This window comes from Pseudomonas sp. J452 (assembly GCF_024666525.1).
Classification (GTDB): domain Bacteria; phylum Pseudomonadota; class Gammaproteobacteria; order Pseudomonadales; family Pseudomonadaceae; genus Aquipseudomonas.
Map to the genome: position 1 here is coordinate 3,110,424 of NZ_CP088294.1, position 22,000 is coordinate 3,132,423.

Annotated in this window: 22 protein-coding genes; 9 read left to right on the top strand and 13 right to left on the bottom strand. The window is 63.8% G+C overall.

The window, feature by feature from the left end:
* Positions 1–11 precede the first annotated feature (11 nt).
* The 3 genes from LRS11_RS14080 to LRS11_RS14090 all read right to left on the bottom strand — a co-directional run bounded on the left by LRS11_RS14080 (position 12) and on the right by LRS11_RS14090 (position 2,368).
* On the bottom strand, positions 12–1,079 hold the full coding sequence (locus tag LRS11_RS14080; RefSeq protein WP_260493570.1) for a phosphotransferase family protein: 1,068 nt from the start codon (positions 1,077–1,079) through the stop codon (positions 12–14).
* Positions 1,080–1,281: 202 nt separating this feature from the next.
* On the bottom strand, positions 1,282–1,596 hold the full coding sequence (locus LRS11_RS14085) for an SCP2 sterol-binding domain-containing protein (RefSeq protein WP_182834850.1): 315 nt from the start codon (positions 1,594–1,596) through the stop codon (positions 1,282–1,284).
* Between the two features lie 61 nt (positions 1,597–1,657).
* Complete coding sequence (locus LRS11_RS14090; RefSeq protein WP_260493571.1) at positions 1,658–2,368, bottom strand: histidine phosphatase family protein; 711 nt, start codon at positions 2,366–2,368, stop codon at positions 1,658–1,660.
* Between the two features lie 329 nt (positions 2,369–2,697).
* Here LRS11_RS14090 and sohB point away from each other — a divergent pair, with 329 nt between their 5' ends.
* The gene (gene sohB / locus LRS11_RS14095; protein WP_260493572.1) at positions 2,698–3,720 is read left to right on the top strand and encodes a protease SohB; all 1,023 of its coding nucleotides are present in this window, start codon (positions 2,698–2,700) and stop codon (positions 3,718–3,720) included.
* 11 nt (positions 3,721–3,731) lie between these two features.
* Complete coding sequence (locus tag LRS11_RS14100) at positions 3,732–4,721, top strand: YhdH/YhfP family quinone oxidoreductase (RefSeq protein ID WP_260493573.1); 990 nt, start codon at positions 3,732–3,734, stop codon at positions 4,719–4,721.
* A gap of 121 nt (positions 4,722–4,842) precedes the next feature.
* Here the strand turns inward: LRS11_RS14100 and LRS11_RS14105 are convergent, their stop codons facing one another.
* Positions 4,843–5,280, bottom strand: a complete 438-nt coding sequence (locus tag LRS11_RS14105) for a hotdog fold domain-containing protein (RefSeq protein ID WP_260493574.1) — start codon at positions 5,278–5,280, stop codon at positions 4,843–4,845.
* 112 nt (positions 5,281–5,392) lie between these two features.
* Between LRS11_RS14105 and LRS11_RS14110 the strand changes: the two genes are divergently transcribed.
* On the top strand, positions 5,393–5,977 hold the full coding sequence (locus LRS11_RS14110) for a TetR/AcrR family transcriptional regulator (RefSeq protein ID WP_260493575.1): 585 nt from the start codon (positions 5,393–5,395) through the stop codon (positions 5,975–5,977).
* 133 nt (positions 5,978–6,110) lie between these two features.
* On the opposite strand, the gene LRS11_RS14115 is transcribed toward LRS11_RS14110, so the two are convergent.
* Together LRS11_RS14115 and LRS11_RS14120 are read right to left on the bottom strand one after the other, a co-directional pair.
* On the bottom strand, positions 6,111–6,608 hold the full coding sequence (locus tag LRS11_RS14115; RefSeq protein WP_260493576.1) for a DUF934 domain-containing protein: 498 nt from the start codon (positions 6,606–6,608) through the stop codon (positions 6,111–6,113).
* The gene (locus LRS11_RS14120; RefSeq protein ID WP_260493577.1) at positions 6,592–8,250 is read right to left on the bottom strand and encodes a nitrite/sulfite reductase; all 1,659 of its coding nucleotides are present in this window, start codon (positions 8,248–8,250) and stop codon (positions 6,592–6,594) included. Before LRS11_RS14120 ends, LRS11_RS14115 begins: the two co-directional genes overlap by 17 nt.
* Before the next feature lie 488 nt (positions 8,251–8,738).
* On the opposite strand from LRS11_RS14120, the gene LRS11_RS14125 reads away from it, so the two are divergent.
* On the top strand, positions 8,739–9,794 hold the full coding sequence (locus LRS11_RS14125) for an ABC transporter substrate-binding protein (RefSeq protein ID WP_260493578.1): 1,056 nt from the start codon (positions 8,739–8,741) through the stop codon (positions 9,792–9,794).
* Positions 9,795–9,796: 2 nt separating this feature from the next.
* Here LRS11_RS14125 and LRS11_RS14130 read toward each other — a convergent pair whose 3' ends face one another.
* The 3 genes from LRS11_RS14130 to LRS11_RS14140 form a co-directional block, all read right to left on the bottom strand.
* Positions 9,797–10,015, bottom strand: a complete 219-nt coding sequence (locus LRS11_RS14130; protein WP_260493579.1) for a DUF2970 domain-containing protein — start codon at positions 10,013–10,015, stop codon at positions 9,797–9,799.
* 56 nt (positions 10,016–10,071) lie between these two features.
* Entirely contained in the window at positions 10,072–10,848 is a 777-nt protein-coding gene (locus LRS11_RS14135; protein ID WP_260493580.1) for a lipase secretion chaperone, read from the bottom strand.
* Between the two features lie 309 nt (positions 10,849–11,157).
* Positions 11,158–12,096 carry a lipase family alpha/beta hydrolase gene (locus LRS11_RS14140; RefSeq protein WP_260493581.1) on the bottom strand — a complete coding sequence of 313 codons (939 nt, stop codon included), beginning with the start codon at positions 12,094–12,096 and terminating at the stop codon, positions 11,158–11,160.
* A 259-nt stretch (positions 12,097–12,355) separates the two neighbouring features.
* Here LRS11_RS14140 and LRS11_RS14145 point away from each other — a divergent pair, with 259 nt between their 5' ends.
* From LRS11_RS14145 to LRS11_RS14165, 5 genes are all read left to right on the top strand, one after another.
* On the top strand, positions 12,356–13,135 hold the full coding sequence (locus LRS11_RS14145) for a helix-turn-helix domain-containing protein (protein WP_260493582.1): 780 nt from the start codon (positions 12,356–12,358) through the stop codon (positions 13,133–13,135).
* Positions 13,136–13,198: 63 nt separating this feature from the next.
* Positions 13,199–14,020 carry a nuclear transport factor 2 family protein gene (locus tag LRS11_RS14150; protein ID WP_260493583.1) on the top strand — a complete coding sequence of 274 codons (822 nt, stop codon included), beginning with the start codon at positions 13,199–13,201 and terminating at the stop codon, positions 14,018–14,020.
* A 45-nt stretch (positions 14,021–14,065) separates the two neighbouring features.
* Positions 14,066–15,472 (top strand): NAD(P)/FAD-dependent oxidoreductase, encoded by a 1,407-nt coding sequence (locus LRS11_RS14155; protein ID WP_260493584.1) that lies wholly within the window; start codon positions 14,066–14,068, stop codon positions 15,470–15,472.
* A gap of 22 nt (positions 15,473–15,494) precedes the next feature.
* Positions 15,495–15,836, top strand: a complete 342-nt coding sequence (locus LRS11_RS14160) for a cupin domain-containing protein (RefSeq protein WP_260493585.1) — start codon at positions 15,495–15,497, stop codon at positions 15,834–15,836.
* A gap of 51 nt (positions 15,837–15,887) precedes the next feature.
* Positions 15,888–16,964, top strand: coding sequence for a polyamine ABC transporter substrate-binding protein (locus LRS11_RS14165; protein WP_260493586.1), 1,077 nt, complete (start codon positions 15,888–15,890; stop codon positions 16,962–16,964).
* 95 nt (positions 16,965–17,059) lie between these two features.
* On the opposite strand, the gene LRS11_RS14170 is transcribed toward LRS11_RS14165, so the two are convergent.
* The 4 genes from LRS11_RS14170 to LRS11_RS14185 all read right to left on the bottom strand — a co-directional run bounded on the left by LRS11_RS14170 (position 17,060) and on the right by LRS11_RS14185 (position 21,986).
* Positions 17,060–18,637, bottom strand: coding sequence for a choice-of-anchor I family protein (locus tag LRS11_RS14170; protein ID WP_260493587.1), 1,578 nt, complete (start codon positions 18,635–18,637; stop codon positions 17,060–17,062).
* Between the two features lie 207 nt (positions 18,638–18,844).
* Positions 18,845–20,152 carry a leucine-rich repeat-containing protein kinase family protein gene (locus tag LRS11_RS14175; RefSeq protein ID WP_260493588.1) on the bottom strand — a complete coding sequence of 436 codons (1,308 nt, stop codon included), beginning with the start codon at positions 20,150–20,152 and terminating at the stop codon, positions 18,845–18,847.
* A 255-nt stretch (positions 20,153–20,407) separates the two neighbouring features.
* Entirely contained in the window at positions 20,408–20,869 is a 462-nt protein-coding gene (locus LRS11_RS14180; protein ID WP_260493589.1) for an isoprenylcysteine carboxylmethyltransferase family protein, read from the bottom strand.
* Positions 20,870–20,942: 73 nt separating this feature from the next.
* Positions 20,943–21,986 carry an RNA methyltransferase gene (locus LRS11_RS14185; RefSeq protein WP_260493590.1) on the bottom strand — a complete coding sequence of 348 codons (1,044 nt, stop codon included), beginning with the start codon at positions 21,984–21,986 and terminating at the stop codon, positions 20,943–20,945.
* Positions 21,987–22,000 lie beyond the last annotated feature (14 nt).

Consider the following 22,000-nt stretch of genomic DNA (forward strand, 5'->3'; position numbering starts at 1 on the left):
CTTGATCCGGTTTAGAGGGTGGATTTGCCGATGACCTGCAGGCTCATCTGCTCCAGCAGTTTGTTCATGTGAACGAACTGGGCGAAGCGCTTGTCCTTGGTCTGGCCGTGGAAGAAGCGGTAGTAGATCTGCTGCACGATGCCGGCCAGGCGGAACAGGCCGTAGGTGTAGTAGAAATCGAAATTGTCGATCTGGATGCCCGAGCGCTCGGCGTAGTAGTCGACGAACTCCTGGCGAGTCAGCATGCCGGGGGCGTTGCTTGGCTGACGGCGCATCAGTTGCACCGGCGCCGGGTCGGCCGCCTCGATCCAGTAGGCGAGGGTGTTGCCCAGGTCCATCAGCGGGTCGCCGATGGTGGTCAGCTCCCAGTCCAGCACGCCGATGATCTGCATCGGGTTGCTCGGGTCGAGGATCACGTTGTCGAAGCGGTAGTCGTTGTGGGCGATGGCCGGTTTGCGGTGGTCGGCTGGCATCTTCTCGCGCAGCCAGGCCTTGACCGGTTCCCAGGTCGGCGCATCGGGGGTCAGGGCCTTCTCGTAGCGATCGCTCCAGCCTTCGATCTGGCGCTTGACGTAGCCTTCCGGCTTACCCAGGTCGGCCAGTCCGCAGGCCTGGTAATCAACGTTGTGCAAGTCGACCAGCTTGTCGATGAAGCTCTTGCACAGCGCGCGGGTCTGCTCGGCGCTGAAGTTCAGCTCGGTCGGCATGTCCGAGCGCAGGATGATGCCCTTGACCCGCTGCATCACATAGAACTCGGCGCCGATCACCGACTCGTCGGTGCAGTGCACGTAGGCCTTGGGGCAGTAGGGGAAGCCGGCGTTGAGCTGGTTGAGGATGCGGTACTCGCGGCCCATGTCGTGCGCCGACTTGGCCTTGTGGCCGAACGGCGGGCGGCGCAGGACGAATTCCTGCTGCGGGTATTCCAGCAGATAGGTCAGGTTCGAGGCGCCGCCCGGGAACTGGCTGATGCGCGGCTCGCCGGTCAGGCCGGGAATATGCGCCTTGAGGTACTGGTCGATGATGGCGGCATCGAGTTCTTCGCCATCGCGAATCCCGGTGGACTGGTCTGTAAGCGTCATGCTTATCCCTTCTGCTGATGATGGGTGCCACTAATTATTGGCTAATTTAATGGTGCCCTTAAGCAAAGCACAGCGTTATAGATGTGGCTGTTGGTCATTGATCAAGAGGCCTGATTGCTGTCTGTCGCTTGAGAACGGGCGAAAAAAAACCGGAGTCCGAAGGCTCCGGTTTTTCGTGTTACCACAGCGTAGACGCTAGGTCTTACACCGGGAACAGTTCGGCCAGTTTCATGGCCAGCATCATGTCGCCTTCGGCGCGCAGTTTGCCGCCCATGAAGGCTTGCATGCCGTCGGTTTCGCCGCTGGCGATGCCGGCCAGGGTGGCGCTGTCCATGATCAGGGTGACGTTGGCATTGGCGTTGTCGCCTTGCTGTACGTCGCAGGTGCCGTCTTTGACGATCAGCGCGTAGTTCTCACCGTCTTCGATGTTGAACTGGAATACCAGGTCCAGGCCGGCAGCAGCGCTGGCGTTGAACTTGGACTGCATGGAGTTGATGGTGTCGGCAACGGAGCTCATGGTTTCTATCCTTTGTTATCGAGGGTTTCTGGCGGCCTTGCGGGCCGCAGTGGGCTGGAACTCAGCGATAGGTGATGAGTTCCGGCGCCTTCAACAGCTCCAAATGCACACGGCTGTTGAAGGAAGCCAGGGTCACCTCGTTGCCGCGAAACTGCAGGCGCGACAGCGAGGTGTTGACGATTTGCCAGTTGAGATCGAACGCCTTGTGGGCGGGTACGCCGGTCAACAGGTGGAGCAATGCGGTAATGGTGCCGCCGGAGGTGAACACGGCGATGTTCTGTCTGTGCTCAGCTTGGGCGAGCAGGCGCTCGAGCCCTGACTGTACACCACCGACGAAACCTTGCCAGGTTTCATGGCCGGGCTGGTCGTGTTCTCCGCTGACCCAGCGCTGGATAATGCGCGCGAACAGGCGCTGGAAGGCGGCGCGGTTGTCTTTCGGATTGCGCAGGATGTCGAGGGCATCCGGCTCGCTCGGCAGCATGGCTGGCAACAAACCACGGATCACCGCTTCGGCATCGAATTCGTTAAAGCCGGCGTCCAGCTCCAGCTCTGGCGCTGGCAGGCCAGCGGCGACACAGCGCTGCAAGGCGGCTGTGGCGGTATGCTGTTGGCGGCGCAGGGTGCCGCTGACGCAGCGATCAAAGCTCAGGCCGAGGTGTGCCAGGTGATCACCGAGTACTTCTGCCTGGCGAATACCGGTCGGCGACAGCACGTCATAGTCGTCTGCACCGAAAGAGGCTTGGCCATGGCGAATCAGGTAGATGCTGCCCACGTCTGCAGTCGATCCCGGCAGTGGAAGTTTCGCGAGGTTATGGGCAGAGCCGGGGCGCTGTCAACGAAAAAACATACGCTTGTTTGAATTGCTTTGGGGCTGCCGACGCGCGGCTTTGCACGCTCACTGGGCCATTGCGCTGCGGCGTGCCGGTGGCGGATATGAGGCTCCATAGCCGAGGCTGATAGTGCCGCTGCTGCTGGCGGTTAATCACCTGTCCAAGCATGAACAGATATTTCCGTTGCGGACACTGCCGGTCGGCCTCGGTATGCTTGAGGCTGGCAGGGGCCGCTGGCGGTTTCCTGGATAGGTACGAATAAGGGGGAGCTGTGGAGTTTCTGATGGACTATGCGGAGTTTCTGCTGCGTACCGTAACCCTGGTGGTGGCGGTGATCGTGGTACTGGTGACCATCGCGGCGCTGCGCAGTAAAGGTCGCGGCAAAGGCAGCGGTCATCTCGATGTACACAAGCTGAACGATTTCTACAAAGCCCTGCGCGAGCGCCTCGAGCATGCACTGCTCGACAAGGCTGAGCTGAAGGCCCGGCACAAGGCCGAAGCCAAGCAGGCGAAGATCGACAAGAAGGCCGGCACCAGCAAATCGCGGGTGTTCGTCCTCGACTTCGATGGCGATATCAAGGCCTCGGCCACCGACAGCCTGCGCCACGAAGTGACCGCCTTGCTGAGCATGGCCAGCGCTGCCGACGAAGTGGTGGTGCGCCTGGAAAGTGGCGGTGGCATGGTGCACAGCTATGGCCTGGCCTCGTCGCAGCTGGCGCGGATTCGCGACGCTGGCATCCCGCTGACCGTCTGCGTGGACAAGGTGGCGGCCAGCGGCGGCTACATGATGGCCTGCGTCGGGCAGAAGATCCTCGCTGCGCCGTTCGCCATCCTCGGCTCCATCGGCGTGGTGGCGCAGTTGCCCAACGTGCACCGCCTGTTGAAGAAGCACGACATCGATTTTGAAGTGCTGACCGCCGGTGAATACAAGCGCACCCTGACCGTGTTCGGCGAGAACACCGACAAGGGCCGGGAGAAGTTCCAGGAAGACCTGGAAACCACCCATGTGCTGTTCAAGAACTTCGTGGCGCGCTATCGCGCGCAGCTGGTGATCGACGAGATCGCCACCGGTGAGGTCTGGCTGGGCATTGCCGCGCTGGACAAGCAACTGGTCGACGAGCTCAAGACCAGCGACGAGTACCTGGCTGAGCGCGCCCGCGAAGCCGATCTGTTCCACCTGCATTACGCTGAGAAGAAGAGCCTGCCGGAGCGTTTCGGCCTGGCTGCCAGCGTGGCGCTCGACCGGGTGCTGCTGAACTGGTGGAACCGGCTCCATCAACAACGTTTCTGGTAACGGGAGGCTGCATGACTCAGTTCAAGGCGCTGCTGGTCAGCGAAAACGAAGGTGCGTTCTCGGCTCAGATGACGGAGCGCGACACCGCTGATCTGCCGCTTGGCGATGTGCTGATTCGTGTGCAGTACTCCTCGCTCAACTACAAGGATGCCTTGTCCGCCAGTGGTAACCGTGGTGTGACCCGGAGCTATCCGCATACGCCCGGCATCGATGCCGCCGGGGTAGTCGCCGAATCGCGGGTGGCCGAGTTCGCCGTGGGCGATGAGGTGATCGTCACCGGCTACGACCTGGGCATGAATACCGCCGGTGGTTTTGGTCAGTACATCCGTGTGCCGGCAGCCTGGGTGATCAAGCGCCCGGCCGGACTGAGCCTGCGTGAGGCGATGCTGCTCGGCACGGCCGGGCTGACCGCCGCATTGTGCGTGGACAAGCTGGAGCAGGCCGGGTTGACCCCCGAAGCGGGCCCGGTGCTGGTGACCGGCGCCACCGGCGGGGTTGGCAGTGTCGCCGTGGCCTTGCTGGCGCGCCTGGGTTACAGCGTGGCCGCTGCCACCGGCAAGGTCGAGCAGGGCGAGTTCCTGCGTCAGCTCGGGGCGCAGCAGATCGTGCCACGCAGTGAGCTGCAGGAAGGCATCGACAAGCCGATGCTCAAGGAGCGTTGGGCCGGCGCGGTGGACACGGTAGGCGGTGACATCCTGTTCAACGTGGTCAAGTCGCTGCGCTATGGCGCCAGCGTGGCCTGTTGCGGGCTGACCGCCGGGGTTGGCTTCAAGGCCAATGTCATGCCCTTCATCCTGCGCGGCGCCAACCTCTTGGGGGTGGACTCGGTGGAACTGCCGCTGGTGGTCAAGGCGTCCATGTGGGACAAGCTGTCCGTGCAGTGGAAACTCGGCAACCTCGAGGCCCTGGCGCGGGAAGTGGGGCTGCAGGAGCTACCGCAGGAGATCGAGCAGATCCTGGCGGGCAAGCAGGTCGGTCGGGTGCTGGTCAATCTCGGCTGATAGGTGTGGCGTGGCAGAAGGCCCGGCTTATGCCGGGCCTTTGCGTTTTGAACGACGTAGGGCGGGTGAAACCCGCGTGTTAGCTCGCGGGTGCACCCGCCCTACAGGGTGTGGCCGATCTTCAGGCCTGACTGACATACATGGTGATTTCGGCGCGGAACACCGGCTTGTCACCGACATAGGCCAGCACCGGAACCTTCACATCGCCCAGTTGGCTCCAGTCGATGGCGCTGCCGTCGGCCACGGCGCGAATGTCGCCATCGGCCTTGGCCAGGTATTCCACCGTCATGCCACGGGGAATCCAGCGGCAGCCCTTGGGGATCGAGGCATCGGTCATGGTGCCAGCCGCCAGTTCGGCGGCGTTGCACAGGGCGATGGCGTGCACGGTGCCCAGGTGGTTGAGCACCTCGCGGCGCTTGGCGAAGGTCACTTCGGCGTAACCCGCGCGCAGCTCGACGAACTGCGGGGCGATGCTGGCGAAGTAGGGGGCGACCTGGCCGATCATGGCGCTGAACTGTGCCGGGCCGGCTTGCTGGTACATCTGCATCATCTGACTCATGGGTGCTCCTGGAATGGCAAATACATTGAAGAGAAGCGCGCGCCGAGGCAGTATACGAATATTGGAATTTAATTCTAGAAAAATATTCTAGTAATGATTGTTAAGGAATCCCATGGCCCGTCCCTCGCGTAAACATGAAATTCTCCAGGCTGCCCTGGCCTGCTTTACCGAGTTCGGGGTGGATGCCACGACCATCGAGATGATTCGTGACCGGTCGGGCGCCAGCACCGGCAGCCTGTATCACCACTTCGGCAACAAGGAGCGCATCATCGCAGCGCTCTATCTGGCCGGCACTGGCGAGTACGCCGAACTGCTGGAGCAGGGCTTCAGCACGGCCAATAGCGCCGAAGCCTGCGTCAAGCTGCTGGTGACCAGCTACATCGACTGGGTGGCGGCCAACCCGGACTGGGCGCGCTTCATCCTGCACAGTCGCGGTCGGGTCGAGGCCAGTGAACGCGGTGATGAACTGCGCGAGGCCAACCGCCTGCATTTCCAGCGCATCTTCGAGGCGCTGTCCGGCTATCGGGAGGAGGGGCTGTTCAAGCCGATGCCGGTGGACTGTTTCGCCTCGGTGATCATCGGCCCGACCCATGACTTCGCCCGCAACTGGCTGGCTGGGCGCACCCAGACCGAGCTGGCTGACTGTCGCCAATTGCTGGCGCAGGTGGCCTGGGAGTCGGTGCGCGCCAATCCCTAGGCGCGACATTTTCCGTAGCCCGGATGCAATTCGGGAAGCAGGCGACTCCGCTCCCGGATTGCATCCGGGCTACGGCGGGCTTGGAATAAAAAAGCCCCGCACTTGGCGGGGCTTTTCATGCTGCTGGCCGTGCTCAGGCGCGGCGGCGGAACAGCGGTTGCGGCTGGTCGGCGGACGCCTGGTAGACCTCGGAGAATTCCTCGAAGGCTTGCAGGGCGTCGAGCGGGTCCTTGTCCGCACGCAGGGCGAAGGCATCGAAGCCGACGCGCTGATAGGAGAACAGCTGGTCACGCAGCACATCGCCAATCGCCCGCACTTCGCCTTTGTAGCCGTAGCGGGTGCGCAGCAGGTAGGCGGTGGAGCAATGGCGGCCGTCGGTGAAGGCCGGGAAATTCAGCGCGATCACCTGGAAGTTGTCCAGCTGGTCGGCGATCTCTTCGATCTCTTCGCCGGCATCCAGCCATACGCCGAGGCCGCCATCGCGGGCTTTCAGCGCCGTGCTGTGTTCGACCCACAGGGCCAGCGGCACGATCAGGTCGTCGCAGTTGGAGATGCCATCGAGCGTGGCGTCCTTGGGCAGCAGGTGCCAGGTTTCGTCGAGCACCTGGCCGTTCTTAATGATTCGCTGCATATACACGCTCCTTGAACGGATCGACGCCAACGCGGCGGAAGGTGTCGAGGAAGCTTTCTTCATCGGTGCGCTGTTCGACATAGACCTTGATGATCTTGTCGATCACGTCGGCCATGTCCGCTTCGGCGAAGGACGGGCCGAGGATCTGCGCCAGGCTGGCGTCACGCCCGGCGCTGCCGCCGAGGGACACCTGGTAGAACTCCTGGCCTTTCTTGTCCACGCCGAGGATGCCGATGTGGCCGACGTGGTGATGGCCGCAAGCGTTCATGCAGCCGGAGATGTTCAGGTCGATATTGCCGATGTCGAACAGGTAGTCCAGATCATCGAAACGGCGCTGGATGGCTTCGGCGATCGGGATCGACTTGGCGTTGGCCAGCGAGCAGAAGTCACCGCCCGGGCAGCAGATGATATCGGTCAGCAGGCCGACGTTCGGCGTGGCGAAACCATTCTCGCGCAGCTCGCCCCACAGGGTGAACAGCTGCGCCTGCTCGACGTCGGCGAGGATGATGTTCTGGTTATGGCTGTTGCGCACTTCGCCGAAGCTGTAGCGGTCGGCCAGGTCGGCGATGACGTCCAGCTGTTTGTCGGTGACGTCGCCCGGTGCCACGCCGGTAGGCTTCAGCGACAGGGTCACGGCGACATAGCCGGGGCGCTTGTGGGCGAAGGTGTTGCGCTGGCGCCAGCGGGCGAAGCCCGGGTGCTCGGCGTCGAGCGCGGCCAGAGCAGCGTCCTGATCGCTCAGGGCTTTATAGGCCGGGTCGATGAAGTGCGCGGCGACGCGGGCGACTTCGGCTTCGTTCAGGGTGGTCGGGCCATCCTTGAGGTGGGCCCACTCGGCGTCCACGCGCTCGGCGAACACCTCAGGCGTCAGTGCCTTGACCAGAATCTTGATACGCGCCTTGTACTTGTTGTCGCGACGGCCATAGCGGTTGTACACGCGCAGGATGGCGTCGAGGTAGGACAGCAGGTGCTGCCACGGCAGGAATTCGTTGATGAAGCTGCCGACGATCGGCGTACGGCCCAGGCCGCCACCGACGGAAACGCGGAAGCCCAGTTCGCCAGCGGCGTTCTGCACGGCTTCCAGGCCGATGTCATGCACCTCGATAGCGGCGCGGTCGCTGACGGCGCCGTTGACGGCGATCTTGAACTTGCGCGGCAGGTGGGTGAACTCGGGGTGGAAGGTCGACCACTGACGGATGATCTCGCACCAGGGGCGCGGATCGATCAGCTCATCCTTGGCCACGCCAGCGAACTGGTCGGTGGTGGTGTTGCGGATGCAGTTGCCGCTGGTCTGGATCGCGTGCATCTGCACGGTGGCCAGGTCGGCGAGGATGTCCGGTACATCTTCCAGTTCCGGCCAGTTGAACTGCACGTTCTGCCGGGTACTGATGTGTGCGTAACCCTTGTCGTAGTCGCGAGCGATCTTGGCCATCATGCGCACCTGGGCCGAAGACATCAGGCCGTAGGGCACGGCAACGCGCAACATCGGCGCGAAGCGCTGGATATACAGGCCATTCTGCAGGCGCAGGGGGCGGAACTCCTCACCGGAGAGTTCGCCGGCCAGATAGCGGCGGGTCTGGTCGCGGAACTGCTTGACGCGGTCCTCGACGATCCGTTGATCGTACTCGTCGTATACGTACATATATATCCTGTGATTCAGGCTACTGCTTCATCAGACAGCAAGGCTTTTTGCGCGCACGGCTGCGCACTCCACGCGGAGCCGGGGGAAGATACCAGTTAAGGTTTATGCGCAAAAGTGATGTTTTTGTATAAGGCTTGAACAAAAAGTACTAAGAAGAGCAAATGTGGCCTTTTACCTTGAGGCGCGGGGTTGTCTGGTCTTAACTGTCATGGCGAACCACCCATAACCACAATAAAGGGGGAAGCCATGACCGACCATTCCGAACCAGACAGCCAGGACAGCCTCGTCGATGCCCGCGCTATCTTCACACTGATAGTGCTGGTCGTCGCCACTGCGGTGTTCTGGGTCAGTCAGCAGTAGCTTGTGAAAGCAACAAGAGCCAGCGATGGGCAGCCAGCGCTGGCTTTTTTATGGTGCAGGATCGATGGTGAGCGGATGCACGGGGCGGCTCGGTATACTGCGTGGCAAATTTTCCTGAATAACGTTTCATGAGTGCTCTGTTGCGCATCTTTCTCGCTATTGGCCTTCTGCTGACCGGGCTGCCGGCCCAGGCAGCTTCGGTGGTGTTTCTCAACCCTGGTTATTCAACCGAACGTTTCTGGTCCGATTACGCGGCTTTCATGCAGGACGCCGCCGATGATCTGGGCCTGCAGTTGCACGTGCTGTATGGCGCGCGGGATACGCAAACCATCCTGGCCAATGCCCATGCGGTGCTGCAAGGCAAGGAGAAGCCTGACTACCTGGTCTTCGTCAACGAACAGTATGTGGGCCCGGAAATCCTCCGCCTGTATGCCGACAGCGGGATCAAACTGTTCGCCCTGCACAGCACCCTGACACCCGAGCAGCGAGCGCGTCTGGGTGGGCCGCGGGAAAAGTACCGCAACTGGATCGGCAGCCTGGTCACCAACGACGAGGAAGCCGGCTATCTGATGGCCAAGGCGCTGATCGAGCTGGATCCTCAGGGCGAGATGGTGGCTTTCTCCGGGGTCAAACAGACGCCGTCGGCAACCTTGCGTGAGGAGGGCTTGAAGCGGGCGCTGGCCGAGCATCCGCAGGTACGTCTGCGCCAGTTGCTGTATGGCGAATGGAAGGAACAGCGTGCCTATGAACAGGCCACGGCTCTATTGCCACGCTACCCGGATCTCCATCTGGTGTGGGCGGCCAATGACGAGATGGCCTTCGGGGTGATGCGAGCGGCTCGGGAGCAGGAGCGCAAGCTGCATTACAGCGCCCTGAATACCTCTGAACGGGTGTTGCAAGCACGGATGGATGGACGCATCGAGGTGCTGGCCGGCGGGCACACCATCCTTGGTGGCTGTGCCATGGTGCTGTTGCACGACCATGCGCACGGCCTGGATTTCGCCGAGCGCGGCGGCAAGGATCAGCAGGCAAGACTCTTGCGCCTGTTGGATCAGCACGAGGCGCAGAACCTGCTGGCGTATATGCGCAAGCCTGGTGAAGGGCTGGACTTCAAGAATTTCAGTGCCGAGGGTAATCCGCAGATGCGGCAGTACGCCTGCGCCATCGATGCCTTGCTGCGCTGAGTTCAGACTCCGGCGAAGTGCAGCACCAACTGCACCACACTGAAGATCACCAGCACGAAGATTGCGGTGAACAGCACGCCGAGGATCACGAAGTGGCTCGGCTTGCCGCGACTGAAGTCGCGGGCGCGGTGCTTGCCGCTCTGCACGCCAAAGGCTGCGGCCAGCACGCTTTGCAGCATCTGGCCGAAGGTCAGGGGTTTGTCGTTTTGCTCGTCGCTCATGGGCACCTCCTTTGCCACAGCGTAGCTGCAAGCCAGGTGGATGGCTCGGGGCTCAACTACAGATCGGCATCTAGCGCCTGCACGCGTTTGCGTTCCAGCTCGTCAAAACGGCTGGCCTGCAGTTCGCTCAGGGCGTTGTGCAGATCGGTCTGGCTGAGTCCGGCGGCACGCAGGCGGTCACGTTCGCTGGCGTAGTCGCTGAGGCGCTGCTGCCACTCGGCCTGTTGCTGATCCAGCTCGGCCAGGCGTTGAGCTGCTTCACTGCCCAGTGTCTGTTCGCGCAGCAGGCGGATTTCTTCGGCGCTGGCACCTTCGGCTTGCATGGCCTGGGTGGCGGCGTAGAGGTCGCCGTAGCGGGTGCTTTCGCTGCGTGCCAGGCGCACGTCTTCGGGTAATTGTGCCTCGAGTTCGCTCAGCGCCTGTTGCTGTTGGTTGTCGTTCAGTCCTTGCTGCTGGCTGAGTGCCAGGCGCTGCAGCATGTATTCGTCTTCGGCATTGTCGTTGGCGAAAAATACCGCGTACTCCTCGACCGAAAAGTATTGCTGGCGAAAGGCCTTGAGGGCGTCGAGGCGCTGGCGCAGGCTCTCGGGGTTCAGGTCGCCATTGCTCTGCGGTAAGTCTTTGAGGGCAATGCGGTAATCCACGTAGCGGCGCAAGAGATTACGTGCCTGCTCCAGGGCCGCTCCCTGGAGCTGCCCGGCCAGCTCGCGGTGGACGCGGATCAGTACCTTGTCGACGCCTTCTTCTTCCAGGCCGGCGAGATAGAACTCGAACAGATGCAGTAGGCTGGCTTCGATCTTCAGGTTGCCCTGTTCATCCAGCTGCAGCCGCACATCGTGATGGCTGCCCTGCAGGGAGGCGGGCAGGGGGCCGGGATCGCGCAGTTGGGCCAGGGGGGGCCTGTTGCAGTTGCTGATTGAGGGTGCTGGCCTGCTGGCTGCGCGCGTCAGTAGGGGTCGCGTTGCTGGGCGTGCTCTGGGCTTGAGCCGTAGGCGGTGTTGTCTCGCTGAGGAGCAGCGTGGTGCAAATGCCGAGTGCGCTGAAACCGGCGACGGCCAAGGCACTCAGGAGAAATCTGGTGGACATTGAGAGCTCCTGACAGCGGGCATGCACGGAGGGGAGCCGGCATGCCCGCCTACAACTTACAGGCCGAGATTTTTCAGGCGATTGGCCTGGTTCACGTAGAGGGTTTTCGGGTTGGTATCGAACAGCGACACCAGGCCATTGATGTGGTTGTTCGCGTCCAGGTGATTCATTATGTAGTTGTCCTTGATCACCTTGCCGAAGTGGCTGGAACAGCGTCCGGTCACCCCGTCGTTGGATTCGCTGATGGCCAGCGCAGTGGTGTTGAACAACGGGTCGGAGATGTCCAGCACGTTGGTCAGCTGCCAGGTACCGCTCCAGGAGTACATGCGCACGCTGTTGCCGGCAATGCTGGCGGTTTCCGGGCCTTCACCGCAGGAGGTGGTGGGGATACCGACCGGGAACTTGCTGTTGTTGGCAGCTGCGCCGGTCTTGTTGAACTCGGCGAGCATGGCGCGGATATCCGCCTGACTCTTCTTGTTGTTCGACAGCAGGTTGACCAAGTCGCCCACGGCGTTGGCGAACACATCGAAGGCCACACCCCGCAGGGTGCCGGCTGGCGCGATGCCGGTAGCCACGTCGGCCAGCGGCGAGCCCTTGTGTGGTGTGTGCAGAGTGGTGACCGAGGCCACCATGTCTGGCCGCGTGTTCATCACATAGCGCGCGGTGATGCCGCCCTGGCTGTGGCCGATCAGGTTGAACTTCTTCACGGTACCGCCGGAGGCTGCGCGGATCTGCTCAAGCTGGGCGATCAGGGCTTCGCCGCGCTTGGCCGAGCTGTCGAAGGCGTTGATTTTCGGCACATGGACCTTGGCACCTTCGGCCTGCAGGGCGCTGGGAATCTTGTACCAGTAGTCGATGCCGGCAATGGTGTCGAAGGCGAAGATGCCGGGCACCAGGACGATGGGGTTTTTGGTTTGTGCTGTAGTACCGGCGGTGGCGGTGAGGGTGGTGCAAAGGCTGGCGGCAGCCAGCGTCGAGACGAGCAGCTTTTTCATCGAGAGTACCTGTGTGGATCTGTTTTTGTTTTTGTTGTAGCCCCGCACACAGCAGCGGAGGTGGCGGTTATCAGACCACCGCAACGTCGGTACGGCTTGTAAGAACTGATGAAAGCCTGTGCATGGCGATAAAATAAATGTGATGCACGTCACGCTGGGGCGGCATCGGCTAGCCGAAAAATTCATCCCTGTGATAACCCTGCGCCGACAAAAACAACAGGAGCAGCGGCGATCAGCCGACTGCCAGGCGGGAATCTTCATGCTGCCAATCAACGCGCCGGTCCTGCTTTATCTGTGGGACAAACGCACCTTCCATCTCAGTCAGTTCCACCAGCCGCTGCAGCTTTCACAGGCTGCGGCAATGCTGCTATTCGGCCTGGATGGCCCGCTCTATCTGGAGTCCCAGGGTTGCTCGGTGGTGTGTCATAGCGCGCTGTTGCCGGCCGGCCTGGATTTGAGTGTGGATAGCCGCAGCTCGCGTGTGGCGATCTGTTATCTCGACGTTTTCGGCGAAGATTTCGCGCTGTTGGCGCCGCGCATGGCTTTCTGCCAGGCCAGTGTGTTGCATGGCCTGGATAGCGAGGCTGCCTGTATCCAGCGCTTCGACGAGCTGCACCGCAGCAGCGCATCGCCAGAGTTGCTCTACGCCTGGATGGACGAACTGATCAATCCGCAGCAGCAGGTGCCCGGCGGCTTCTCCCTCGATGCGCGCATCGTGCGTACCATCGAGCTGATCAAGGCCGATGTGTCGTGCAACCAGTCCATCGACTACCTGGCCGAGCAGGTTGGCCTGTCGGTGCCGCGCCTGACGCAATTGTTCCGCCAGAAGATCGGCATCCCGATTCGGCGCTACCGCCAGTGGCATCGCCTGTTCGTCACCTCGGTCGGCGTAGCGCGTGGCATGAGCCTGACCGAAGCAGCGGTGGCCGCCGGCTTCACCGATTCGGCGCACTTCAGCCACACCTTCCGCAGCATCATAGGGATGACTCCGTCTGCCGTGCTGGCGCATCCACAAGGTGTGCGTCTATTCGCCGGTTAATTCGGGATTGAGCGGCTGCCGGTGCTAGGGCAAGCTGCCAGCATTCATTGCACCGAGTCCGGCATGTTTGACAGTGACTTCCCCGATGACGCGCAGCAGAGCGAACGCACCCGCGAAATCATCCTGCGCTACCACCTGAGCTGGAAGCATCGCGACCTCGAAGCGGTGCTGGCGCTGTATCACCCGGACATCGAGTACAACGACTTCTTTCAGCAGCGCTGCATGCGCCTGGCCGAGCTGCGCGAGTACGTGCAGCACAACCTGCCGCGCCAGCCCGGCGAGGCGCTGGAGCATAGCGACCGTATCCGCATCGACGGCCACACCGCGTTCATCCAGTACCGCCTGTGCCTGCAGGGCAGCGATGGCCTGGTGTCATTTCGCAGCAGCGAGGCGATCACCGTGCGCGACGGGTTGATCTGGCTGATCAATGAGTACGCGACCTTGCTGCGCGAAGAGCGGGCTACCAGTGCGGGTAGTTCGGCACGCCCGGCGATCAGCCGCCTGGGGCTGTCGGCGCGCCAGCTTGGCCAGCTCGCACAGGATCTGCAGGAGTACTTCCAGCAGCACCGGCCGTTCCTCGACCCCGAGCTCAACCTGCAGCAGGTCGCCGCGGCCACCGGCTACAGCCGCAACCAGATTTCTCACCTGCTCAACCAGGTGCTCGGGCAGAGCTTCTACCGCTACGTCAACCAGGCGCGCCTGCAGCACCTGCTCGATGGCCTGGCGGCCGGCGGCGATTCGCGCCCGGTGGATGAACTGGCGTTCGCCGCCGGCTTCAATTCTCTGTCGGCTTTCTACAGCTGTTTTCGCCGGCATACCGGCCAGTCGCCCAAGGCCTACCTCAAGCAGATTTCCTTGCGGGCCCGCACGCACGACAAGCCCTGAGGCGACTGACTAGGCTCTGCGCATTCCCCCTTTGTGGAGCATGCAATGAGCGACTGGCGCACCCTCAGCCTGTGGATGGATCAGCTCGACGAGCCCCTCGAGCCACGGCCCGCGCTGGGCGCCGAACTGCAGGCCGACGTGGCGATCATCGGTGCCGGCTACACCGGGCTGTGGACCGCCTACTACCTCAAGCGCCAGGCGCCGCAGCTGCGCATCGTCATTCTCGAAGCCGAGACTGCTGGTTTCGGCGCCTCCGGGCGCAACGGCGGCTGGCTGATGGGCAACCTGCTCGGCGAAGATCGCCTGCTTGGCGACTTGCCGGCTGCGCAGCGCAAAGCCGCGTTCGACCTGCTGCATGGCATTCCCGATGAGGTCGGCGCGGTACTGCAGCGCGAAGGCATCGCCTGCGACTACCGCAAGAGCGGCGTGCTGTATTGCGCGGCGCGCTATCCGGAGCAGCAGGCCAGCCTGCGTGAGCAGCTGCAGAGCCTGCGCGCGCTGGGCCTGGGCGAGGAAGACTACCGCTGGCTGGAACCCGCCGAGCTGGCCACGCAACTGCGCATGGCCAACCCCTACGGCGCGCTGTTTACCCCGCACTGCGCGACCCTCCAGCCGGCCAAACTGGTGCGGGGCCTGGCCCGCTGCGTCGAGTCCCTGGGGGTGGAAATCTACGAGCAGAGCCGCGTGCTCGACTGGCAGCCGGGCCGGGTACGCAGCGAGCACGGCAGCGTGCGCGCCGACTGGATCGTGCCGGCGGTGGAAGGCTACGCCGCCAGCCTGCCACCGCTGGGGCGTTACCAACTGCCGGTGCAGAGCCTGCTGGTGGCCACCGAGCCGTTGTCGGCCGAAACCTGGGCGCAGATCGGCCTGGAGCGTGGTCAGGCCTTCAGCGAGGCCAGTCGCCAGGTCACCTACGGCCAGCGCACGGCCGATGATCGTCTGGTCTTCGGTGCCCGCGGTGGTTACCGCTTTGGCGGCCAGTTGCGCACGGATTTCAACCTGACCACGGACGAGCGTGAGCTGCGCCGCTACCTGTTTGGCGAACTGTTCCCGCAGTTGCGCGAGGTGCGCCTGAGCCATGCCTGGGGCGGCAACCTGGGCATGGCCCGCCGTTTTCATCCGCACATGCTGGCCGACCGGCGCAGCGGTATCGCCCTGTCCGGCGGCTACGGTGGCGAAGGGGTAGGGGCGAGCAATCTCGGTGGCCGCACCCTGGCCGCGCTGATTCTTGGCCAGGACAGCGAGCTAATCCGCCAGCCCTGGGTCATCAGCGATGGCCACCTGAGCCAGCTGTGCAGTTGGGAGCCGGAGCCGTGCCGCTGGCTGGGCTACAACGCCATCATCCAGAGCTTCGTGCATGAAGACCGGGTGCTGGCTGACCCACATAGCGCGCCCTGGCGCCGCCGCCTGGCGCAAAGCGTGGCGGGCTTCATGGAAAGTTTCATGCGTTAACGCAAAACCTTCGGAGAAAGTCATGAGCATCAGTCACTTCAAGAACACCGCCAGCCTGGCGCTGGAGGACTCCAACCCGGTAGCCGTGCCGCTCAGCGAGCCGATCGCAGTCACCTCGGTGACCAGCGTCGAGCGCAGCGACGGCGTGGAAACCGGCGTGTGGGAGTGCACACCGGGGCGTTGGCGCCGGCAGATCGTGCAGCAGGAGTTTTGCCACTTCATCGCCGGGCGCTGCACCTTCATCCCCGACGTTGGCGAGCCGATCGCGATCCAGGCCGGCGACGCCATCCTCTTTCCCGCCAATACCACCGGTATCTGGGATATCCAGGAAACCCTGCGCAAGAGCTATGTGCTGATTTTCTGAGCCCGCTGCCCATCCATCCTTGCCAACAAAAACAACTACCGAGGTAATTCCATGTTGAAGAAAATCCTCCCGCTGATGCTACTGGCATCGGTCAGCCAGGCCGCGGAGAGCGTGCGCATCTACAACTGGGCCGAATACATCGCCCCGGATACGCTGAAAAGTTTTGAGGCGGCCAGCGGCATCGCCACCCACTACGACGTCTACGACGGCAACGAAACCCTGGATGCCAAGCTGATGGCCGGGCGCTCCGGGTATGACGTGGTGTTCCCCTCGGACCACTTCATGGCCCGGCAGATCCAGGGCGGTGCGCTGAAGAAACTGGACAAGAGCCAGCTGCCCAACTGGCAGAACCTCAACCCGGTATTGCTGCAGGCGCTGCAGGTCAACGACCCGGGCAACCAGCATGGCTTTCCCTACCTGTGGGGCAGTACCGGCATCGGCTACAACGTCGACAAGGTCAAGGCGGTGCTCGGTGACGGCGTGGCGCTGGACTCCTGGGATCTGCTGTTCAAGCCGGAGAACATGGCCAAGCTCAGCCAATGCGGCGTGGCGGTACTCGACAACGGCCCGGAGCTGCTGCCGATCGCCCTGCATTACCTGGGGCTGCCGCACCACAGCCAGAATCTCGACGACTACAAGAAAGCCGAGAAACTGTTGCTGGAGATGCGCCAGAACGTGCGCTATTTCCACTCCTCCAAGTACATCAGCGAGCTGGCCAACGGCGATATCTGCCTGGTGGTGGGGTTCTCCGGCGATGTCATGCAGGCCGGCAGCCGCGCCAGCGAGGCCGGCAACGGGGTGAAGATCGAGTACGTGATTCCCAAGGAAGGCGCGCCCATGTGGTTTGACATGGTAGCCATGCCGGCCGACTCGCCAAACGAGGCAGCTGGTTACGCGTTCATGAACTACCTGCTGCAGCCTGAGGTGATGGCCGGCATCAGCAACCATGTGCACTATGCCAACGGCAATGCCAAGGCCGACGGCCTGGTCGACCCGGCGCTCAAGGCCGACAACAAGGTTTATCCCCCGGAAGCGGTGCTGAGCAAGCTGTACACCCTGCAGGCCATGCCGCTGAAGATCGACCGGGTGCGCACGCGCATCTGGAGCAAGGTCAAGAGCGGGACCTGAGGCGTCCAGGCGGCCGCTTCTGGGCCCATGAGCTTCTGGGCAGGCAGCAAAGCAAAAGGCCGGGGTAACCCGGCCTTTTGCTGGACGTTAAACCCTTACTGGCGGTCGATGCGGTACAGCGTGGTACTGCCACTGACCTCGTTGCCCACCACCAGCAGCGGTACGCCAGCCAGCGGGCTGCGCTCGGCGGGGATGACCATGACCCCTTCCGGGCCGAGGTCGCCGGCTTCGGCGGCAGGCGGCTTGGCGGTGGCATCGCGGTTGCTGACCAGCTCGACGAAACGCGGCGCCTTGGGGTTGCTCAGGTCGTAGACCATCACCGCGCTGATGCGCTCCAGGCCGATAAAGGCATAGGGCTTGCCCCACAGGGTGCTGACGGTCACGCCTTCCGGCTCCGGGCCTTTGTCGTCGCTGCGCCCGTCCGGGGTGTTTTCCTTGTGGTTGCTGTTGAACAGGGCGGGCAGGCGCTCGGCGCTGATCCGCTCGAAGTCCGCGCCACTGTCATACACGCGCGTGCCCTCGCTGCTCCAGATCGAGAAGGAGCGGGCGCCGAAGGCGTAGATGGCGTTGTAGGTGCCGGTCTGCGGGTCCAGGCCACTGGCCTTGCTCACGGTCAGGCGGCCGAGGTTGGCGTTTTGCTTGAGCGTGCCGGCGTCGGGGAAGACGGCCGGGTCGAGCAAGTAGGCGGTGCTGCCGACACGGACTTCCTCGCTGTAGCCACCATAGGCGCGGGCATCGCCCTCGTTAGCGGTGACCAGGTAGGTCTGCCCGCGCTGGCTGAAGCTGCTGATGGCGTCCGGCTGGTAGAGGCCGCGGATCGGCCAGTTGCGGATATTCACCGCAGAGTCCTTGTCGCTGGCGTCCAACTCGTTGCCGGCCAACTGGTGATCCTTGTAACCCAGGCCGTGTACCGCCTTGACCTGGGCGCGGCGCACGTCGATTTCGGCGATGGCATTGTTCTCCTGCAGGGTCACCCAGGCGCGCTTGCCGTCCTTGCTGATGGTGATGTATTCCGGCTCGAAGTCCTGGGCCACGCTGGCGTTGGGGCCGAACACGCGGATCGACGGGTCCAGCTGCTCGCGGCTGAACGCGCGGAAGTCGGCGGTGCGCACGTTGGCCTGGCTCAGGCGGCTGAGGCGCTTGGGCAGGTCGATGATGCTCACCGAGCCTTCCGGATCGACCAGGTAGTCGTCGCTCGGCTCGCCTTCGTTGGCCACCAGCACACGCTGGCCGTCGTGGCTGAAGGTCAGCATGTCGGGCAGGGCGCCGACCTGGACCCGGCCGCGGATCTGGCCATCGGCATCGAGGAACACCACCTGACCCGGTTCGGTCTTCACGCTGTTTTCCACGGCGGCGGCCACCAGGCCCTTGTGCACGGCCACGCTGTTGATCGAGCTGCCATAGGCCGACAGGTCGATATTGAACAGCAGCTTGGGCTGGGCCGGGTCGCGGATATCCAGGACATCGAGCTTGCCGCTGGCGGCGTTGACCACGAACAGGCGTTGGCTGCGCGCATCATGGGCGACGATTTCCGCCGCGCCCTGTTCGAACAGGCCGCTCTGGTAAGTGCCCAGCGGGCTGATCTTGAGTGTGTGCGGCGTGTTGCCAGCGATGGCCGGGGTGGCCAGCAGCGAGGCGAGGGTGAGGGCCGAGGCAAGGCGGGTAAGGCGCATGGGGCAGTCCTGGAGGCGAAAAGGGCTGCTCAGCATGTTGGCTGCAGATGTCGGCACAGTTAACGCCAGAAGAACCTTTTCTGACAGTTTTGTCGTCGTAACCGATTGCCTGTGGGCGGCAGCTTTTTCAGGGCCATCCCACTCGCCTGCCTTGCCAGGGTGTTGCCTCATTTACAGTGCGCCGTGTGCACCCATGACCCTGGGGGGTTAGAGGGCCTGCAGCGTCGCGTGGATCTCATCGAAGGCGGGGCGCTGCGCCGGCTGCTCGCTCAGGCAGCGGTCGCGCAGCTGGCTGAGGGCCGCCGGCAGCGCGGCGTCCCTGCAGCGCTCCAGCAGTTCTTCAAGCAGGCAGCCGAAGGCGCGCGCCTCCAGGCGTTGCAGTGCCTGAGCCTGGGTCCCCTGGAGGGGGAAGAACGAGGCCGCGCCAAAGTCGCTGAGCAGGCACTGGCCCTGTGAATCTGCCAGCAGATTGTGCGCGTACAGGTCGCCATGCAGGATGCCCTGGGCATGCAGGTGGGCCACGGCCGCGGCGGCGCCGCGAGCAATGCGCAGGGCTTCGGCGAGGCTGAAACGGCGCTCGGCCGGGTACTGGTCGCGGGTGCAGCTGGCCAGCGAGGGCGGGCCGGCCAGCACCTGATAACTCGGTTCGATCAGCTCCAGCAGCAGGCCCGCCGGTGCGCCAGGCTGCTCGGCCAGCGGGCCGGCCACGCGGATCAGGTTGGGGTGTGCGCCGGCAGCCAGGCAGGCGGCCATTTCGCTGTGGGGCAGGCCGTCGCTGGTCAGCGCGCCCTTGAACAGCTTGGCCGCCATCGCCTGGGGCGGCTGGCCGGGGCGCGACCACTGGGCGCGGTGGATCATGCCGCTGGCGCCCTGGCCGAGCAGTTCGCCGATATCCAGCTGCGCGCGCGCTATTGGCGGGTGCGGGTGGCGAGCCAGGGCCAGCGCCTCCTCGCGGTCGCTGAACGGGTTGCCGGCAAAGGCCAGCCAGCTCAGGCGCGGCAGCTGCAGCAGCCAGTCGGGCAGGCCGTCGAGGCGGTTGGCGGCGATGCGCAGCAGTTCCAGGTTATGGCAGGCGGCCAGGCTGTCCGGCAGGTCGGTGAGCTGGTTGCCGGCCAGCATCAGCTTTTGCAGGCGCGCGCAGTCGCCCAGCTCTTGCGGCAGCTGGCTGAGCTGGTTGTCGGTCAGGATCAGCCAGCGCAGGGCTTTGGGCAGTGCGGCGGCCGGCAGGTGACGCAGGCGGTTGGCCTTGAAGCCGACCATCTCCAGCTGCGGGCAGTCGCCGAGGACTTCTGGCAGCTCGCTGAAGGGGTTGTCCGAGCAGAATACGACCTTGAGCTTGTGCAGCCGTGGCAGGTCGGCGGGCAGGCTGGTGAGCTGGTTGGCGGAGAGGTTGAGCACTTCCAGGCTCTCGGCCAGGTCGAAGATTTCCCGGGGGAATTCGCGCAGCCCGGCGCACAGATCCAGGCGGGTGATGCCGGCCAGTTTGCCGCGGCGGAGTTGTTCGAGGGTGTGCATGCAGATCGGCAGATACGGCTGAAAAAGGCTGCAGAGGGTAGCATTTTGCCGAGTGTCAGGCAGCGCGGGCGCAGGACGGTGTCAGGCACTTTGGTGGACTTTGACCACCATGGGTAGACCACTGCGAGTAAGCCCCTGACCGCGGATGAGTTCGCTGTCACGAACACAGCCGGTAGCCCGGACTTCAGTCCGGGGCACGTCAGCCAGCTCCCGGACTGAAGTCCGGGCTACAGTGTGACGGCATGAAGCAGGTTCTCAGAGCCAGCGCCGCACGCGGCTGCGGTACTGCGCGTAGGGCTCGCCGAACTTGGCGTCCAGCGCGCGCTCTTCCGGGCCGATCTGCATGCGGTTGAGGTAGGCGACGAACAGCGGCAGGCCGAGCAGGCTCAGCGGGTTGCCAAGAAACAGCGCCCAGCTGCCCAGGCACAGGAGCATGCCCAGGTACATGGGGTTGCGGGTGAAGCGGTACACGCCGTTGCTGACGATGCTGCTGGTGGTGCTCGGACGGGTCGGGTTGATGGTGGTGCTGGCCTGATGAAAGGCCAGGACGCCGGCGCCCGCTACGCCCAGGCCGCCGGCTGCCAGCAGGGTGGACAGCAGCAGGCGCCCCGGCAGATTGAAACCCAGACTCGGCAGCAGATATGCCAGCAGCCACATGAGCAGGCCGCAGACAAACAGCACCAGCGGTGGCGGGATCTTCAGTTCGAGGGCGGACATGGGCACGGCTCCTGACGGGATGTGCGCCGATTGGTGCACGGCGTTGCCGCCGCTGGCAAGCCCAGGCGCCTTTTCAGTCCGCAGAATGGCGCTGTTGGCGTTTGCGCTCGACCAGTTCGGCAGCCCGCGCGCGCAACTGGCCGCAACCGCCGTCGATATCCTGGCCGGCGCTGTTGCGCACCTTGGTCAGCACGCCGCGGCTGTGCAGGTAGCGCACGATCTGCACAATGCGATCGCCGTCCGGGCGCTGGAATTCGTCGGCTTCCAGGCTGTTGTAGGGAATCAGGTTGAGCACCGCGTACTTGCCCTTGAACAGGCGCAGGATCTCGTCCATCTCCTCCTGGCTGTCGTTGATGCCTTTGAGCAGCGTCCACTGGTACTGGATCGGGTAGTCGACGGCGCGGGCGTAGGCCTCGCCCAGCTCCATCAGCTCCTCGGGGTCGATGCGCGGTGCGCGCGGCAGCAGTTGCTGGCGCAGTTCGGCATCGGTGGTGTGCAGCGACAGGGCCAGGGCCGGTTTGATCCGCTGTTGCGGCAGGCGCTCGAACACCCGCGGGTCGCCGACGGTGGAGAACACCAGGTTCTTGTGGCCGATGCCGCCTTCGCTGCCGAGCAGGTCGATGGCTTCCAGCACGTTGTCGAGGTTGTGCGCCGGCTCGCCCATGCCCATGAACACCACCTTCTTCACCGGGCGGAAGCGCCGCGCCAGGGCCACCTGGGCGACGATCTCGGCGCTGCCCACCTGGCGCAGCAGGCCGCTCTTGCCGGTCTGGCAGAACACGCAGCCGACCGCGCAACCGACCTGGCTGGATACGCACAGGCCGCCACGCGGCAGCAGCACGCTCTCGATCATCTGCCCGTCGCTGAGCTCCACCAGCAGGCGTGCCGAACCGTCGGCGCCGGGGTGTTCGGAGCGCAGGCGCACCAGGCTGTCGAGGTCATCGCCGAGCTGTGGCAGGCCGGCGCGCACCGAGAGCGGCAGGAAGTTCTCACTCTGCTGGCGGCGGGTGCCGGTGTTCAGCGGCTTGCCCTGCAGCCAGGCACGCACCACCCGGCCGCTATGGGCAGGCAGGGCACCGAGATCGGCGAGGCGTTGGTATATGTCGGGGATACGCATGGGGCGCGCATGCT